The organism is Streptomyces bacillaris (assembly GCF_003268675.1).
GTDB classification, from domain to species: Bacteria; Actinomycetota; Actinomycetes; order Streptomycetales; family Streptomycetaceae; genus Streptomyces; species Streptomyces bacillaris.
Window position 1 is genome coordinate 2108876 of the sequence record NZ_CP029378.1, and the last position, 17258, is coordinate 2126133.

General features: G+C 72.2%; 12 protein-coding genes. All 12 read right to left on the reverse strand.

Annotated elements, in window-relative coordinates:
• Positions 1–5 precede the first annotated feature (5 nt).
• On the reverse strand, positions 6–563 hold the full coding sequence (locus tag DJ476_RS08520) for a GNAT family N-acetyltransferase (protein ID WP_103421313.1): 558 nt from the start codon (positions 561–563) through the stop codon (positions 6–8).
• Positions 541–2805: an MMPL family transporter gene (locus DJ476_RS08525; protein WP_112490218.1), complete on the reverse strand. Its 2265-nt coding sequence runs from the start codon at positions 2803–2805 to the stop codon at positions 541–543. The genes DJ476_RS08520 and DJ476_RS08525 overlap by 23 nt, the downstream gene beginning before the upstream one ends.
• 184 nt (positions 2806–2989) lie before the next feature.
• On the reverse strand, positions 2990–5101 hold the full coding sequence (locus DJ476_RS08530; RefSeq protein ID WP_103421311.1) for a phosphocholine-specific phospholipase C: 2112 nt from the start codon (positions 5099–5101) through the stop codon (positions 2990–2992).
• A gap of 143 nt (positions 5102–5244) precedes the next feature.
• Complete coding sequence (locus tag DJ476_RS08535) at positions 5245–6483, reverse strand: arsenic transporter (RefSeq protein ID WP_404827587.1); 1239 nt, start codon at positions 6481–6483, stop codon at positions 5245–5247.
• Between the two features lie 176 nt (positions 6484–6659).
• The gene (gene gatB / locus DJ476_RS08540; RefSeq protein WP_112490219.1) at positions 6660–8168 is read right to left on the reverse strand and encodes an Asp-tRNA(Asn)/Glu-tRNA(Gln) amidotransferase subunit GatB; all 1509 of its coding nucleotides are present in this window, start codon (positions 8166–8168) and stop codon (positions 6660–6662) included.
• 16 nt (positions 8169–8184) lie between these two features.
• Positions 8185–8418: a hypothetical protein gene (locus tag DJ476_RS08545; protein WP_019762981.1), complete on the reverse strand. Its 234-nt coding sequence runs from the start codon at positions 8416–8418 to the stop codon at positions 8185–8187.
• A 5-nt stretch (positions 8419–8423) separates the two neighbouring features.
• Positions 8424–9917: an Asp-tRNA(Asn)/Glu-tRNA(Gln) amidotransferase subunit GatA gene (gatA, locus tag DJ476_RS08550; RefSeq protein WP_070201837.1), complete on the reverse strand. Its 1494-nt coding sequence runs from the start codon at positions 9915–9917 to the stop codon at positions 8424–8426.
• 5 nt (positions 9918–9922) lie between these two features.
• Complete coding sequence (gatC, locus tag DJ476_RS08555) at positions 9923–10219, reverse strand: Asp-tRNA(Asn)/Glu-tRNA(Gln) amidotransferase subunit GatC (protein WP_015036350.1); 297 nt, start codon at positions 10217–10219, stop codon at positions 9923–9925.
• A gap of 332 nt (positions 10220–10551) precedes the next feature.
• Positions 10552–12723 carry a putative bifunctional diguanylate cyclase/phosphodiesterase gene (locus DJ476_RS08560; RefSeq protein WP_112490220.1) on the reverse strand — a complete coding sequence of 724 codons (2172 nt, stop codon included), beginning with the start codon at positions 12721–12723 and terminating at the stop codon, positions 10552–10554.
• Positions 12724–13114: 391 nt separating this feature from the next.
• A complete protein-coding gene (gene ligA / locus DJ476_RS08565) occupies positions 13115–15367 on the reverse strand; it encodes an NAD-dependent DNA ligase LigA (protein ID WP_112490221.1) in 2253 nt (750 codons plus the stop codon).
• 32 nt (positions 15368–15399) lie between these two features.
• The gene (locus tag DJ476_RS08570) at positions 15400–16428 is read right to left on the reverse strand and encodes a methionine synthase (protein WP_103421307.1); all 1029 of its coding nucleotides are present in this window, start codon (positions 16426–16428) and stop codon (positions 15400–15402) included.
• Positions 16429–16550: 122 nt separating this feature from the next.
• Positions 16551–17240 carry an SDR family oxidoreductase gene (locus DJ476_RS08575; protein WP_103421306.1) on the reverse strand — a complete coding sequence of 230 codons (690 nt, stop codon included), beginning with the start codon at positions 17238–17240 and terminating at the stop codon, positions 16551–16553.
• Positions 17241–17258: the final 18 nt, after the last annotated feature.

The window sequence follows — 17258 nt, forward strand, 5'->3', positions numbered from 1 at the left end:
CGTGCTCAGCGCGCCGTGCGGGCCCGCCACTCCGGGGCCAGGACCGACCAGATCTCCGAGTCGTGGCGCACGCCCCGGTAGAGGTAGTTCTGCCGGATCACCCCGTCCCGGGTCATCCCGAGCCGCTTGGCGACCGCGATCGAGCGGGTGTTGGCGGCGGAGGCGTCCCACTCCACGCGGTGCATCCCGCGTTCGTACACCGCCCAGTCGATCAGCCGCTCGGCGGCCCGGGTGATCAGGCCGCGGCCCTGTGCGGCGGGCTCCAGCCAGACGCCTATCTCGCAGTTGCCGGACGCGGTGTCGAAGATCCGGAAGAGGACCCCGCCGACGAGGGTGTCCTCCAGCCAGATCCCGTACAGCCGCCCGGTGTCCGCCGCCTGCTTCTCCGCGTACCGCCGGAGCAGGTCCCGCGCCGAGTCCAGGTCGGTGGCGAAGGAGGCGAAGGGGATCCAGGGGTCGACCAGCTCCCGGGCCCGGTCCATGTGGGCGAGGAACTCCTCGGCCTGCCAGATCTCCAGCGGGCGCAGCTCCGCCTTGTCGTCACCCAGGGATACCGCGAACATCGTGCTCCTTCTCCGTCGACGTCTCCGTCGGCCTCTCCATCGACGCGACGTCCTCCTCCGTGACGCGCGCCCCCGGGATCGTCGCATGCTCCACCGCGCAGTCCGGCGGCTCGATGCTGATCCGGGGCAGCCGGCGGTCCAGCCAGCCGGGCAGCCACCAGTTGGCACCGCCGAGCATGTGCATCAGGGCGGGCACCAGGAGAGTGCGCAGGACGAAGGCGTCCAGGGCGACGGCCGTGGCCAGCGCGATGCCGAACATGGCGATCACCCGGTCCCCGCTGAGCACGAAGGCGAGGAAGACGGAGATCATGATCACGGCGGCGGAGTTGATCACCCGGCTGGTCTCGGCGAGGCCGACCCGGACCGCCCGGCGGTTGTCGCCGGTCTCCAGCCACTCCTCGTACATCCGGCCGACCAGGAAGACCTGGTAGTCCATGGAGAGGCCGAAGAGGACCGAGACCATGATCACGGGGAGGAAGGGTTCGATGGGCCCGGCGCTGCCGAGGCCGAGCAGCTCGCTCCCCCAGCCCCACTGGAAGACGGCGACGACGACGCCGAAGGAGGAGGCGACGGCGGCCACGTTCATCAGGGCGGCCTTGACGGGGATGCCGATGGAGCGGAAGGCCAGCAGCAGGAGCAGGCAGCCGAGGCCGATGACGACCCCGACGAAGAGGGGCAGCTTGCCGACGATGATCTCCGCGAAGTCGTCGTAGCTGGCCGTCACCCCGCCGACGTACGCCTCCAGCGAGGTCGTCTCCTGCACCTGCGGCAGGACGTCCGCCCGGATGCGGTCGACCAGCTCGCTGGTCTCCTGCGACTGGGGCGCGGAGTCGGGGACGACGGTGAGGAAGGCGGTGTCGCCGCCGCCGTTGTACGTGACGGGGCTGACCGAGGCGACGCCCTCGGTCGTACGGAGCTTCTCGGGCAGCGAGTCCAGGGCGAGCCGGTCGTCGGCGCCGTCGAGCTGGGCGGCGATGGTCAGGGGGCCGTTGACGCCGGGGCCGAAGCCGTCCGCGATCAGGTCGTACGCCTGCCGGGTGGTGGCGGTGGCCGGATTGTTGCCCTGGTCGGAGGTGCCGAGGTGGAGGCCGAGGGCGGGCAGGGCGAGGACGACCATGACGACGGTCGCGATCCCGCCGAGCAGCTTGGGGTGGCGCTCGACGAAGGCGGACCAGCGGGCGGCGAAGCCGGTGGGCAGGTCGGGGCGGGGGCCGTGCTCCGCGAGCTGCCGGCGTTCGCGGCGGCTGAGGGCCCGCATCCCGATGAGGGAGAGGAGGGCGGGCAGCAGGGTGACGGAGGCGGCCACGGTCAGCACGACGGTGAGCGAGGCGGCGATGGCGACGCCGTTGAGGAAGCTCAGCCGCAGGATCAGCATGCCGAGCAGCGCGATGCAGACGGTGGCCCCGGCGAAGACGACCGCGCGCCCGGTGGTGGTGACGGCGTTGCGGGCCGCATCGGTGACCGACATGCCCTGCCGGAGGCCTCTGCGGTGCCGGGTGACGATGAAGAGGGCGTAGTCGATGCCGACGCCGAGCCCGATGAGCATGCCGAGCATGGGGGCGAAGTCGGCCACGGTCATCACATGGCCGAGCAGGACGATGCCCGCGTAGGCGGTGCCGACGGAGACCAGGGCGGTGGCGATGGGGAGCAGGCTGGCGGCGAGCGAGCCGAAGGCGAGGAAGAGGACCACGGCCGCGACGGCGACACCGACCACTTCGGCGATATGGGCGGAGGGGGCCTCGGTGAGGGCGATGGCGGTGCCGCCCAGCTCGACCTGGAGCCCGTCGCTCTCGGCCGCCTTCGCGGTGTCCACGAGGGCCTGGGCCTGGGAGACGGGGATCTCGTCGGCGGGCCGGTCGAAGGTGACCGTGGCGTAGGCGGTGCGGCCGTCCTCGCTGATCTGCGCGGCCCCTTCGGCGCCGTACGGGCCGGTGACCGCGCCGACCCCGGGGAGGTCGTCGATCGCGTGGAGAGTGCGGGTCATCGTCTGTTCGACGTCGGCGGCCCGGACCGTGGAGCCGGTGGTGTGCCAGACCACGGTGTCGGTGTCGCCGCCGAGGTCGGTGAAGCCGCGCGAGAGCAGCTCGGTGGCCCGGCCGGATTCGGTGCCGGGCACCTCGTAGTCGTTGGAGTACGCGGAGCCCGCGAACCCCGCCGCGGCGGCTGTGCCGCCGAGGGCGGCGAGCCAGATGAGGATGGCGAGAAGACGGTGCTTGATGCACCAGCGGGCGATGGCAGCCAACGGGTGAGCTCCCTGCGGGTTCGTGGACCTTTACCCGCAGATAGCGTGATCTGCTCGCAAACGTCGCATGACCTGAGACCGCCACTCTCTCAGCAGAAAGTGATCCTTTGTCCGTTTCGTGGCCATGCTCACAGGGCCTGATCTGCTCCCTACATGGTGCAGATCAGGCCATCCTCGATGGGGGTCAGCCGGAGACGCTCGCCCGGCCGTTCTCGATGTGCCCCATGAGCCGCCGCCGGAAGCCGTCCTCCCCGTCGGCCGTGACGACCAGGTCGTACCAGCCGTGGGCGTCGGCCGCGGAGTGCACGACCGTACGGTGGCGGCCCGGCTTGACGGTGACGCGGCGGACCCAGTCGTGCAGGTCGTCCTCGTCGACGTAGCCGAGGGGCCGGATCAGGAAGGTGAGGTTCCGGCGGCCGGTGTTGCGCAGCGTGAGGTGGAGGTCGCGCTCGCGGGTGTCGATGCGGGTGGTGACCTCGGCGCCGCCGCCCTCGGCCGGTCCGGCGAACTCGCGCCGGAAGCCGTTCGGCCCGGTGACCGTGAAACGGTACGCGTCTCCGGTCAGCGGTACGGTCCAGTGCCCGGCGCCCCGGACGTCCTTGTGGAGCGGAGCCGCGGACTCACCGGCGTACGGGTAGAGCGTGAAGTGCGCCGATGACCGTCCGCTGTTCCCCAGCTCCACGCGCAGCGCACCACCGCTCGCCCGCCTGACCTGCGCGTCCGGCTGGTACGGCAGCGGGCGCGCCGGGCGTACTCCGGGCTCCTGGACGGGGAGGTGCTGGTCGGCGGGCGGCCTGGGCTGCCAGCGGCCGCTGAGCGGCGGGATCGGGCCGGGCACCTGGACGGCGGGCTGACGCCGGGCCCGGGTGAAGTCGAAGGCGGAGGTCAGATCGCCGGTGACACGGCGCCGCCAGTCGCTGATGTTGGGCTCCTTCACCCCGGTCCACCGCTCCAGGAAGCGGATCACCGAGGTGTGGTCGAAGACCTCGGAGCAGACGTAGCCGCCGACGGTCCACGGGGAGACGACGAGCAGCGGCACCCGGATGCCGAGGCCGGTCGGGCGGCCCTCCCACTGCTCGTCGGTCACCTCGGGCGGGGCGACGGGCGGCGGGACGTGGTCGAAGAAGCCGTCGTTCTCGTCGTAGTTGATCAGTACGGCGGTGTGGCGCCAGACGTCCGGATGCTTCCCCAGCGCGTCGAGGATCTTGTAGACGATGGTGGCGCTGTGCACGGGCGAGGAGGTGCTCGGGTGCTCGGAGTCGATGGCCGAGGGCACCAGGTAGGAGACCTCCGGCAGCGTCCCGGCTGCCACGTCCCTGGCGAACTCCTCCGCCAGCGTCCCCGTGGGGACCCGGCGCAGCCCCCGCTCGAAGAGGCTGCGCTCCCGCGCGGTGAGGGTGGCGACGCCCTCCTCCAGCAGCCCGAGCAGCCTGGTGCGCTCGGCCTCGGACGCGCCGCGCACCTTGGCGTAGAAGGCCTCCATGTAGGTGTGGCCGCCGGTGCGGGCCAGGGCCTTGCGGGCGATGGCCTTGAAGGTGGCGTAGAACTCGATCTGGTTGTCGGTGAAGTTCTCCCACTCCGTGTACGTCCGCCAGCTCCGGCCCGCCTTCTCCAGCCGCTCGGCGTAGGTCGACCAGTCGTAGCCGGGGTGGCTGCCCTCGTTGTACGCGTCGTTGCCGACCGCCCGCTTCCCGTTCGCCTCGAAGCCGGTCTTCCCGCTCCAGAGGTGGTTGCGGTTGGGGCTGGTGGAGGTGTGGATGGAGGAGTGGTAGGCGTCGCAGACGGTGAAGGTGTCGGCCAGCTCGTAGTGGAGCGGGATGTCACGGCGGTCGTAGTACGCCATGGTGGCCGCGGTCTTGGCGCTGATCCAGCCGTTCATCCAGCCGCCGCCCCAGGCTTTCGCGCCGCCGTTCCAGGAGTGGTCGAGGGCGCCGATGTACTGGAGGTCCTTCTTCTGCTCCTCGGCCGCGCCGCGCACCGGGAAGGGCAGCACGGTGGTGCCGGACGCGCCGGGCTGCTCGAAGACCGTGCCCCCGGTGGGCAGCTCGACGGCGTTGCGGTCGCCGAAGCCGCGTACGCCGCGCAGGGTGCCGAAATAGTGGTCGAAGGATCGGTTCTCCTGCATGAGGATCACCACGTGCTTGATGGCCCCGAGCCCTCCGGACCCCGCCGCGTGGGCGGGCTGCGCGGCGATGGCTGCCTGGAGCGACGGCGGCAGGAACGATCCGGCCGCAGCGGCGCCGAGCGCGCCCCCGCCGAGGGCGAAGAGCCGCCGCCGTGACATGTCCGTGGTCAAAAGAGCCTCCCGTATCGCGGTGGTCGCGGTGGTTACAGCGGGGAAGCTAGTGAGGTCAGGTGGCGTCGGGAAGGACGGCGTACGGCCCGGTGGTGAACGTCCAAGAGGTCGGACGAGAAGTCCAACCGGCCGGGTCCGGGCGCCTACACCCCGATGAGGTGCAGCGATGCCCAGAGCGCGAGGGTCGAGGCGAGGAGCGTCGCCGGTACGGTCGCGAGCCCGAGCCGGGTGAAGCGGCCCAGCTCCGGCGCGTCCCCGTGGGCGTGCAGGATGCGGCGCCACAGGAGGGTGGCCAGCGAGCCGACGTACGTGAGGTTGGGGCCGATGTTCACCCCGATCAGCGCGGCCAGCAGCGGTCCCGGCCCGGCCGCCGCCACGATCGGGAGGAGGGCGAGGATCGCGGGCAGGTTGTTGATCAGGTTGGCCAGCAGCGCGGCGACCACGGCGACGCCGAGCAGCGCGGGGAGCGTGTGACCGTCGGGCAGGAGGGCGGCGATCCCGTCGCCGAGGCCGTTGTCGACGACCGCCTTCACGACGACGCCGAGCGCGAGCACGAAGAGGCAGAACAGCGGGTTGGCCGAGCGGACGACGGCGGCGGGCGTGGTCTCCCGCCTGGCCAGCGCCCGTACGGCGAGGACCGCCGCCCCCGCCAGCGCGGCCCACAGCGGCTCGGCCCCCGCGAACGAGGTGACGACGAACCCGGCCAGGGTCAGCGCCAGCACGACGAGCGTGAACACCGGTACGGGCGTGCGCCCGGCCTCCGGGTCCGGCGCGTGCGCCCCGGCGGCCAGGTCGTCCCGGAACGCCCGCCGGAACACCACGTACTCCACGGCGATCGCGGCCAGCCACGGCAGCGCCATCAGCGCGGCGAACCGGGTGAAGGAGAGGCCGCTCGCGGTGAACGCCAGGAGGTTGGTGAGGTTGGAGACGGGGAGCAGGAGGGAGGCGGAGTTGGCGAGGTGCGCGCAGGCGTAGACGTACGGGCGCGGCCACGCACCGACCCGGGCCGCCGTGGCGAGGACGACCGGGGTGAGCAGGACGACGGTGGCGTCCAGGCTGAGCACGGCGGTGACGAGCGCGGCCACCCCGAAGACCCCGCCGAGCAGCGGCCGGGTCTGCCCCCGGCAGGCGCGCGCCACCCAGTCCCCGGCGGCCCGGAACAGCCCCTCGTCCGCGCAGAGCTGGGCCAGCACCAGGATCGCGGCGAGGAACCCCACCACGGGCAGCAGCTCCCCCACCTGCTCCCGCGCCTCGGGCCAGGACACCGCGCCCAGCCCCACCACGAGCCCGGCGGCGGGCAGCGCGACGGTCGCCTCCGGCAGGCCCCGTGGGCGGACGACGGCGAAGGCGAGCACGCCCAGGAGGAGGGCGAGGGAGACGATCTCGGCGGTGACGGTGTTCAGAGGGATCTCGTGGGGTCTCTTGAGGTCTCGGGTGGGGTCGGTCGGCACACGGCTGAGGGGGCGTGCGCCCCGCATACGTACGGGAGCACGGTCGAAGGGGCGGTGCGCCCCCCGCGTGCGGGTGGTGCACCGCCCCTTCGGGGACGATCAGGCCGTCAGCCCTCGACGCCCAGCTTCTCCAGGATCAGCTCGCGCACGCGCGCCGCGTCCGCCTGGCCCCGGGTGGCCTTCATGACCGCGCCGACCAGCGCACCGGCCGCCGCGACCTTGCCGCCGCGGATCTTGTCCGCGATGGCCGCGTTGCCCGCGATGGCCTCGTCGACGGCCGTGGAGAGCGCGCCCTCGTCCGAGACGACCTTCAGGCCGCGCTTCTCGACGACGGTGTCCGGGTCGCCCTCGCCCGCGAGGACGCCCTCGATGACCTGGCGGGCCAGCTTGTCGTTGAGGTCGCCCGCCGCGACGAGCGCGGCCACCCGGGCGACCTGCGCCGGGGTGATCGGCAGCTCGTCCAGGCCGCGGCCGGTCTCGTTGGCGTTACGGGCCAGCTCGCCCATCCACCACTTGCGGGCCTGGTCCGCGGGGGCGCCCGCCTCGATCGTGGCGACGATCAGATCGACCGCGCCCGCGTTGAGGATGGACTGCATGTCGTGCTCGGAGACGCCCCACTCCTCCTTGAGCCGCGCCCGGCGGACCCGGGGCAGCTCGGGGAGGCCCTTGCGCAGCTCCTCGACCCACGCGCGCGCGGGCGCGACGGGGACCAGGTCCGGCTCGGGGAAGTAGCGGTAGTCCTCGGCGTTGTCCTTGATGCGGCCGGCCGTGGTGGAGCCGTCCTCCTCGTGGAAGTGCCGGGTCTCCTGGACGATCGTGCCGCCGGAGGAGAGCACCGCCGCGTGGCGCTGGATCTCGAAGCGCGCGGCCCGCTCGACGGAACGCAGCGAGTTCACGTTCTTCGTCTCGGAGCGGGTGCCGAACGTCTCGGTGCCGTTGGGGCGCAGCGACAGGTTGACGTCGCAGCGCATCTGGCCCATCTCCATGCGCGCCTCGGAGACCCCGAGGGCCTTGATCAGCTCGCGCAGCTCCGCGACGTACGCCTTGGCGACCTCGGGGGCACGCGCGCCCGCTCCCTCGATCGGCTTGGTGACGATCTCGATGAGCGGGATGCCGGCCCGGTTGTAGTCGAGCAGGGAGTGGGACGCGCCGTGGATACGGCCGGTGGCGCCGCCGACGTGGGTCGACTTGCCGGTGTCCTCCTCCATGTGGGCGCGCTCGATCTCCACGCGGAAGACCTCGCCGTCCTCCAGCTGGACGTCCAGATAGCCGTCGAAGGCGATCGGCTCGTCGTACTGGGAGGTCTGGAAGTTCTTCGGCATGTCCGGATAGAAGTAGTTCTTCCGGGCGAAGCGGCACCACTCGGCGATCTCGCAGTTCAGCGCGAGGCCGATCTTGATGGCGGACTCGACGCCGATCTCGTTGACGACCGGCAGCGCGCCGGGCAGTCCGAGACAGACCGGGCAGGTCTGGGAGTTGGCGTCCTGCTTCAGCTCCGTGGAGCAGCCGCAGAACATCTTGGTCTTGGTGCCGAGCTCGACATGGACCTCCAGGCCCATGACGGGGTCGTAGGACGCGAGGGCGTCCTCGTACGACACCAGGTCAGTGACAGTCACGGTGAAACTTTCCCTCTCAGCCCAGCAGGACGTCGTCGTCGCCGAGACGCTTCAGTTCGCGATAGAGGATCGCGAGTCCGGTGACGATGGCGGCCGCGGAGACGGCCGCGTCGACGAGGCGCAGCATGTCGTTGTCCTGGCGGGCGAGCTTCGCCTGCTTGGCGATGCTGATCGCGCCGAACGCGGTACTGCCGAGCGAGACGTACAGCCCGGTCTTGGACTTCTTGAAGTTACTGGCCTTCTTTGCCATGGCACTCACAGCGACGGAGCCTCCTCGAGCAGCGGGTGCCCCCACTTTTCCACGAAGGCGGCCTCGACGGCGGCGCCGACCTTGTAGAGCCGGTCGTCCTTCATGGCGGGGGCGATGATCTGCAGCCCGACCGGCAGACCGTCCTCCGGGGCCAGGCCGCAGGGGAGCGACATGGCGGAGTTGCCGGCCAGGTTGGTCGGGATGGTGCACAGGTCCGCGAGGTACATCGCCATCGGGTCGTCGGCGCGCTCACCGATCGGGAAGGCGGTGGTCGGGGTCGTCGGGGAGACGATCACGTCGACCTGCTCGAAGGCCTTCTCGAAGTCCTGGGTGATGAGGGTGCGGACCTTCTGGGCCGAGCCGTAGTACGCGTCGTAGTAGCCGGAGCTGAGCGCGTACGTCCCCAGGATGATGCGGCGCTTGACCTCGTCGCCGAAGCCCGCCTCACGGGTGAGGGCGGTGACCTCCTCGGCCGACTTCGTGCCGTCGTCGCCGACCCGCAGGCCGTAGCGCATGGCGTCGAAGCGGGCCAGGTTGGAGGAGCACTCCGAGGGCGCGATCAGGTAGTACGCGGAGAGCGCCAGGTCGAAGGAGGGGCAGTCCAGCTCGACGATGTCGGCTCCGAGCGACTTCAGCAGCTCGACCGACTCGTCGAACCGCTGGAGGACACCGGCCTGGTAGCCCTCGCCGCGGAACTGCTTGACGACGCCGACGCGCAGGCCCTGGACGGAGCCGTTGCGGGCGGCCTCGACGACCGGCGGGACCGGGGCGTCGATGGAGGTGGAGTCCAGCGGGTCGTGCCCGGCGATGGCCTCGTGGAGCAGCGCCGCGTCCAGGACCGTACGGGCGCAGGGCCCGCCCTGGTCGAGGGAGGACGAGAAGGCGACCATGCCGTAGCGGGAGACGCCGCCGTAGGTGGGCTTGACGCCGACCGTGCCGGTGACGGCGGCGGGCTGGCGGATCGAGCCGCCGGTGTCCGTGCCGATGGCGAGCGGGGCCTCGTAGGAGGCGAGGGCGGCGGAGGAGCCGCCGCCGGAGCCGCCGGGGATGCGCGTGAGGTCCCACGGGTTGCCGGTGGGGCCGTAGGCGCTGTTCTCGGTGGAGGACCCCATGGCGAACTCGTCCATGTTGGTCTTGCCGAGGATGACGACGTCGGCGGCGCGCAGCTTCTGCGTCAGCGTGGCGTCGTACGGCGGGACCCAGCCCTCGAGGATCTTGGAACCGACGGTGGTCGGCATGTCCTTGGTGGTGAAGATGTCCTTCAGCGCGAGCGGGACGCCGGCCAGCGGGCCGAGCTTCTCGCCCGCCTCGCGCTTGGCGTCCACGGCACGGGCCTGGGCGAGCGCGCCCTCGCGGTCGACGTGCAGGAAGGCGTGGACCTTCTCGTCGACGGCCTCGATCCGGGCGAGGTGCGCCTCGGTGACCTCGACGGCGGTGAGTTCGCCGGAGGCGATCTTCGCGGCGATCTCGGCCGCGGTGAGCTTGATGATGTCCGTCATGGCGGTTAGTCCTCCCCCAGGATCTGCGGCACCTTGAAACGCTGCTGCTCCTGGGCCGGGGCGCCGGAGAGCGCCTGCTCGGGGGTGAGCGACGGACGGACCTCGTCCGCGCGCATGACGTTGGTCAGCGGCAGCGGGTGGGAGGTCGGCGGTACGTCTTGGTCGGCGACCTCGGAGACGCGGGCGACCGCGCCGATGATGTCGTCGAGCTGACCGGCGAAGTGATCGAGCTCTTCGCCCTTCAGCTCCAGACGCGCCAGCCGGGCGAGGTGGGCGACCTCCTCGCGCGTGATGCCAGGCATGCAGCGATCCTCAGGGGTTGGTGTGTGGTTTTGGCTGGGGGTCGGTGGCACATTTCCACCGTCCGTCCGAAGGACGGGCCGCGCGGCGTATGGTGCGTGCGATCGCAAGGCGCCGGAGCGCCCTCGTGGCGGAGCCACGTGGGCGTTTCGGCAACGCGGCGAGCGTGCGTGCCAGGCGTCGCGCGGCAGGTGGAAATGTGCCACCGACCCCCAATCCTATGGGGTCGGCTGCTGCCGGGTACCCCACCCTGATCGGCCCACCCGTTTCGGTGGTTACGGAAGTGTTTCGTACGGGGACGGGGTGCCGATTCCGTACGGGAACGGCACCGGGCTCAGGTCGTCGCCGGGCCCGAGATCGCGCGGCCCTGGGTCGGGTGCGGGTGCGGGTGCTGGTGCTGCTCGGGCTCCGCCGTGCCGTTCGCCGCGGCGGCCGCCGCCTGGGCCTCCAGCTCGGCGGGGCGGCGCCAGCCGTGCTCGCCGCGGGCCCGCAGCCAGGCCGTCGTCTCCTGGGGCGGCATCGCGGCCGCCACCAGCCACCCCTGGACCGCGTCGCACCGCAGATCCCGCAGCCGCTCCCAGGTCTCGTCGTCCTCGACGCCCTCCGCGACGACGACCAGTCCGAGGGAGTGGGCCAGGTCGATCGTGCAGCGGACGATCTCGCCGTCCTCGTGGTCCAGGGTGAGGCGGGCCACGAAGGAGCGGTCGATCTTCAGCTCGCTCACGGGGAGCCTGCGCAGATGGACGAGGGAGGAGTACCCCGTACCGAAGTCGTCCAGGGACATCTTCACGCCGTGCGCGGTCAGCCCGGCCAGGGTGTCGGCGGCGCGCTGCGGGTCCTCCAGGAGGACGTGCTCGGTGATCTCCAGCTGGAGCGCCGACGCCGGGACGCCGTGCCGGGCGAGCCGGGCGGCGACCCCGCCCGCGAAGCCGGGGGTGTGGACGTCGCGCGGCGAGACGTTGACCGCGACGGGGACGAACAGGCCCTGCGCCCGCCACCGGGCGACCTGGGCGAGCGCCGTCTCCAGGACGTACTCCGTGAGGTGCGGCATCAGGCCGGAGGACTCCGCGATGGCGATGAACTCGTCCGGAGGGACCCGCCCGCGCTCCGGGTGCACCCAGCGCACCAGCGCCTCCAGGCCCGCGACCTGCCCGTCGAAGCGGACCTTGGGCTGGTAGTGCAGCTCGACGTCGCCCGCGTCCAGCGCCCGGCGCAGATCGCCGAGGAGGCCCAGCCGGTCGGGGGTGTTGCTGTCCCGCTTGGACTCGTAGACCTCGACGCCCGTGCGGTCGCGCTTGGCCTGGTACATCGCGACGTCGGCGCGGCGCAGCAGTCCTTCGGCGTCCAGCGCGTGGTCGGGGTAGACGGCGACCCCGGCGCTGGCCTCCAGCACCAGGACCAGCCCGTCCAGGTCGAGCGGCGAGGACAGCTCGGCCACCAGATGGCGGGCGACCCGCTGGGCGCTGGTGGTCGAGTCGGCCTGCGGCAGCAGGACGGCGAACTCGTCGCCGCCGAGCCGGGCCGCCTCGGCCCCGTACGGCAGGGCGAGGCGCAGGCGTTCCGCTATCTGGAGCAGGAGCCGGTCCCCGGCGAGATGGCCGAGGGTGTCGTTGACGGCCCGGAAGCGGTCCAGGTCGATCAGGACCAGCGCCGACCGGGTGCCCACGCTCTCGGCATCCTCCAGGGCCGACCAGGTCCGCTCCAGCAGCCACTGGCGGTTGGGCAGCCCGGTCAGCGGGTCGCGGAGCTGCTCCTCGGCGCGGGCGCGGGCGATCCAGAGCGTGGAGTCCAGGGCGATCAGCGGGACCGCGAAGAGCGGCAGCACGACGGGCATGGACATCGCGACGACGCAGATCAGCGGGGCGAGGCCGAGCAGGGCGACGGCGACGAGCCCCTGGCGCAGCAGGGCGGTGCGGGCGATGGTGGGCAGCCCGCCGTTGTGCGGGGCACCCGCGTACCACAGCAGGACCCGGGTGACGAGCAGATACGTGGACGCCGCCAGGAGCAGTTCCGGCACGGCGGCGATGCCCCAGTCGAGTGGCACCCAGGGCCGCTCCACGCTCGGCACCACCCCGAACGCGGCCAGCACGAGCGCGGCGGCGGCGATCCCGAGGATGTCCACCGCGCCGTGCAGGAGCCCCTGCCACCAGCGGTGTCTGCGGGCGCTCCCGACGAGCACCACGACGACCAGGCTGACCAGACCGGCGGGCAGCCAGCCGTAGAGGAGCAGCACGGCGAGGGTGAGGGCGGCCCCGGAGCCGGTCCCGCCCCACCAGCGGTCCCGGCCGAGCGCGACGAGGTGGCCGACGATGATCCCGGTGAGCACGGCGAGCGACCAGCCCACGGCCCCGTCCGGGAAGAGGGCGTGGCCGTCGCGCACCGCGTGGTAGAAACCGGCCGCCAGCAGTAACGCCGCGATCCCGATGGCGGCGGCACCCACGGGGGACGTGAGGCCGACGAAACCTTGCAGCCGCGACACCGGGGCGGCGCTCTCGGTCGGTTTCATTCCGTCCCTCTCACAGCCGGCGGTGCCGTACTCCCTCGGTGGCCCCCGCTCTCCGGTGCGCACAGCCCCGGGCGGGTGACCGTGCACGGCAGGCGCTCCCCCTCAACAGTAGGCCGCGAAAGGCTTCCAGGGGCAGCGCTCTACAGCTCTTACCGAAGGCGAACCGACGACCCGTCACCATCTGCTATGCGCCGAACGGGTGAAGCGGGCGGGCTGTACGGGACCGGGCCGACCTTTCTTCGCCCCTCTGCCCCGTTTCTTCCCCACCGGTGGCGCGCCACGCCGGGGCCGCGTCTCGAAGTCGTCTCGATACGGCGAACAGTGGATGCCCGGGAGTGGCGCGGGGTCCCGGGGGGCGCGGGGCGCCGGTGCGGGACCGGACCGCCCCCGGCTACTCTGCGGCCGCCGCTTCCGGTTCGGCCGCCGCTCCGGAGTCGGCCGCCGCCACCGGCTCCGGAACCGGCAGGGCCGCCTCCCGTGCCGCGTCCGGGCCCTGTTCCAGCAGGACGGCGAAGCCGTCCTCGTCGAGCACGGGGACCTTCAGCTGCATGGCCTTGTCGTACTTGGAGCCGGGGTTGTCCCCGACGACCACGAACGCGGTCTTCTTCGACACCGAGCCGGTGACCTTCGCGCCCAGGCCCTGGAGCGCCTCCTTGGCGCCGTCCCGGGTGTAGCCGGTGAGGGTGCCGGTGACGACGACGGTGAGCCCTTCGAGGGGGCGGGGGCCCTGCTCCTCGTCCGAGCCCTCGTCGGCCATCCGGACCCCGGCCTCGCGCCACTTCCGTACGATCTCGCGGTGCCACTCCTCCGCGAACCACTGCTTGACGGAGGCGGCGATGGTGGGGCCGACGCCATCGGCGTCGGCCAGCTCCTCCTCGGTGGCCTCGTCGATCCGGTCGATGGAGCGGAACTGGCGGGCCAGCTCCTGGGCGGCGACGGGTCCGACGTGGCGGATGGAGAGGCCGGTGAGGATGCGGGCCAGGGGGGCTTCCTTCGCGGCGGCGATGCCCTCCAGCATGGCCACCGCGTTCTTCTTCGGCTCGCCCTGCTTGTTGGCGAAGACCGTCGCGATCTTCTCCTCACCGGTCTTCGCATCGCGCTTGGGCAGCCCGCTGTCCTGGTCCAGGACGTACGCCCGGATCGGCAGCAGCTGCTCGACGGTGAGGTCGAACAGGCCGCTCTCGTCCTTGAGGACCGGCTCGGCGGGCTCCAGGGGGCAGGTCAGGGCGGCGGCCGCCACATAGCCGAAGTGGTCGATGTCCAGGCACTTGCGCCCGGCGAGGTAGAAGATCCGCTCGCGCAACTGTGCGGGACACGTACGGGCGTTGGGGCAGCGGAGGTCGATGTCGGCCTCCTTCATCGGGCGCAGCTCCGTACCGCACTCGGGGCAGTGCGTCGGCATCTCGAACGGCTTCTCGGTGCCGTCGCGCAGATCGACGACGGGGCCGAGGATCTCCGGGATGACGTCGCCCGCCTTGCGCAGCACCACGGTGTCACCGATCAGGACGCCCTTGGCCTTGACCACCTCCTGGTTGTGGAGGGTGGCGAACTCGACCTCGGAACCGGCCACTTCGACCGGCTCGACCTGGGCGTACGGCGTGACGCGGCCGGTGCGGCCGACGCCGACGCGGATGTTGACCAGCTTGGTGTTGACCTCCTCGGGGGCGTACTTCCAGGCGATGGCCCAGCGGGGGGCGCGCGAGGTGGAGCCCAGCCGCCCCTGGAGCGGGATCTCGTCGAGCTTGACGACGACCCCGTCGATCTCGTGCTCCACGGAGTGCCGGTGGTCGCCGTAGTACGCGATGAACTCCCGTACGCCGTCGAGGGAGTCGACGACCTTGTTGTGCCGGGCGGTGGGCAGGCCCCAGGAGTGGAGGAGGTCGTACGCCTGGGAGAGGCGGTCGAGGGTGAGGCCCTCGTGGGCGCCGATGCCGTGGACCACCATGTGGAGCGGGCGGGAGGCGGTGACCTTCGGGTCCTTCTGGCGCAGCGAACCGGCCGCCGCGTTGCGCGGGTTGGCGAAGGGCTTGTCGTCGGCGGCCACCAGCCGGGCGTTCAGCTCCTCGAAGGCCTCCATCGGGAAGAAGACCTCGCCCCGGATCTCGACCAGCGCGGGGATGTCCTCGCCCTGGAGGCGGTGCGGGATCTCCGCGATCGTGCGGACGTTGGGCGTGATGTCCTCGCCGGTGCGGCCGTCGCCCCGGGTCGCCGCCCGGGTCAGCCGGCCTTGCTCGTAGGTGAGGTTGACGGCGAGCCCGTCCACCTTCAGCTCGCACAGGAAGTGGTGGTCGGGCGTGCCGACCTCCTTGGCGACGCGCTCGGCCCAGGAGGCCAGGTCGTCGGCGTCGAAGGCGTTGTCCAGGGAGAGCATGCGCTCGCGGTGCTCGACGGAGGTGAACTCCGTGACATAGGGCCCCGCGACCTTCTGGGTCGGGGAGTCCGGGGTGCGGAGCTGGGGGTACTCCTCCTCCAGGGCCTCCAGGGAGCGCATCAGCCGGTCGAACTCGGCGTCGCTGACGACCGGCTGGTCCTTCACGTAGTACCGGAAACGGTGCTCCTCGATCTGCTCGGCCAGCAGCGCGTGGGTCTCCCGCACGCCTGCCGGAACCGTGCTCTCCTGCTCCACCCGCTCTTCGCCCGCCATCGTCCTGTCCTCCTGTGTACCCGTCGTCCCCGTCACTCAGGGTTGTCCGCGAGCGACCTCGCCGCCCGGGCGCTGTGAGCGAGCGCGGTGCGGGCGTAGGCGGGCGACGCACCCGCGAGACCGCACGACGGGGTGACCGTGACGGACTCGGCGAGAGTCCCCGGATTCAGCCCCAGCCTGCTCCACAGCGTCCTGACCCCCATGACGCTACCGCCCGGGTCTGACAATGCCGTCGTTGCCGCGTCGGTGGACGGCACCACGCCCAGGAACAGCTGGGTGCCGCCTTCGACGGCTTCCCCGATCGCCTCCTCCTCACGCTCCGTGAGCAAGGAGAAGTCGAACGAGATTCCGGCCGCCCCGGCCCGGCGCAGCAGCGCGAACGGCACCTCGGGGGCGCAGGAGTGGACGATCGCCGCCCCCTCCTCGCCCACGACGGCGAGGGTGTCGCGCAGGGCCGACTCGACGACCTGGCGGTCGACGGCCCGGTAGGTGCGGTAGCCGCTGGCGGAGCGGACCCGGCCGAGCAGGACGGCGGTCAGGGAGGGCTCGTCCAGCTGGAGGACCACCTCGGCCCCGGGCATCCGGCGGCGCACCTCCGCGAGGTGGGCGCGGAGCCCCTCGGCCAGCGAACCAGCCAGGTCGCGGCAGGCCCCGGCGTCGGCCAGCATGGCTTCGCCGCCGCGCAGTTCGAGGGCGGCGGCCAGGGTCCACGGCCCGACGGCCTGGACCTTGAGCAGCCCTTCGTACCCCTGGGTGAACTCCTCCAGGGCGTCCAGGTCCTCGCCCAGCCAGGAGCGGGCGCGCCGGGTGTCGCGGCCGGGCCGGTCGCTGATCCGCCAGCCGCTCGGCTCGACGTGCCCGTACAGCTCGACGAGCATGCCGATCGTCCGGCCGATCATGTCCGCGCCCGGGCCGCGCGCCGGCAGCTCCGCCAGGTGCGGCATGCCCTGGCCGTCGGCGAAGGAGCCGGTGACGGTCTTCGCCGCCTCCCTCGCGTCTCCCCCGGGCATGGACCCGATGCCGGTCGCCGGACACCCGCTCAACTTGCTCTTCTCGCTCACGCGGGAAGCCTACGGTCCCCCGTACGCGCTCGGCGTACGCGGGGCGCCGGGGGCAGCGGCCGAGCGGGACTCAGCGGCCGGACGGTCTCAGCGGCCGTGCTTCAGCGACGGGGCCGACGGCCTCAGCGGCCCGGACGGACCGTGAGGTCGTTGACCTCGGCGTCGCGCGGCAGGTCGATCGCCATGAGGATCGTGGTGGCCACCGACTCGGGGTCGATCCAGCGCTCCGCGTCGTACTCCTTGCCCTCCTGCTGGTGCACCTTGGCCTGCATGGGGCTGGCGGTGCGCCCGGGGTAGACGGAGGTGACCCGCACGCCGTTGCCGTGCTCCTCGTGGCGCAGCGAGTCCGCGAGCGCCTTGAGGCCGTGCTTGCTGGCGGCGTACGCGCTCCAGCCGGCGTGGGCGTTGAGCCCGGCGCCGGAGTTCACGAAGAGGACGTGGCCCTGGGCGGCGCGGAGCTGCGGGATGAGGAGGCGGGTGATCTCGGCGGGGGCGATCAGATTGGCGTTGAGCTGGAAGTGCCAGGCCTTCGGGGTCAGCTCACCGACCGTGCCCAGCTCGACGACGCCCGCGATGTGCAGCAGGGTGTCGATCCGCTCGGGCATGGCCTGCTGGCCGAACGCCCAGGAGAGCCGGTCGGGGTTCCCGAGGTCACCGACGAGCGTCCGCGCGCCCGGGTAGCGGTCGGCGAACTCCTTGGCGCGTCCGGCGTCCCGGGCGAGCAGGACGAGGTCGTCGCCACGCTCCAGGAGACGGCGGGCGACGGCGGCCCCGATGCCGGAACCGGCGCCGGTGATGAGGTGAGTAGGCATGGGGCCGATCCTAGATCC

Bases quoted from the DNA above. Each gene is read 5' to 3' on its own strand.
- DJ476_RS08520 (WP_103421313.1), bottom strand. From the start codon at position 563: ATGTTCGCGGTATCCCTGGGTGACGACAAGGCGGAGCTGCGCCCGCTG.
- DJ476_RS08545 (WP_019762981.1), bottom strand. From the start codon at position 8,418: ATGGCAAAGAAGGCCAGTAACTTCAAGAAGTCCAAGACCGGGCTGTAC.
- gatA (WP_070201837.1), bottom strand. From the start codon at position 9,917: ATGACGGACATCATCAAGCTCACCGCGGCCGAGATCGCCGCGAAGATC.
- gatC (WP_015036350.1), bottom strand. From the start codon at position 10,219: ATGCCTGGCATCACGCGCGAGGAGGTCGCCCACCTCGCCCGGCTGGCG.
- DJ476_RS08560 (WP_112490220.1), bottom strand. From the start codon at position 12,723: ATGAAACCGACCGAGAGCGCCGCCCCGGTGTCGCGGCTGCAAGGTTTC.
- ligA (WP_112490221.1), bottom strand. From the start codon at position 15,367: ATGGCGGGCGAAGAGCGGGTGGAGCAGGAGAGCACGGTTCCGGCAGGC.
- DJ476_RS08575 (WP_103421306.1), bottom strand. From the start codon at position 17,240: ATGCCTACTCACCTCATCACCGGCGCCGGTTCCGGCATCGGGGCCGCC.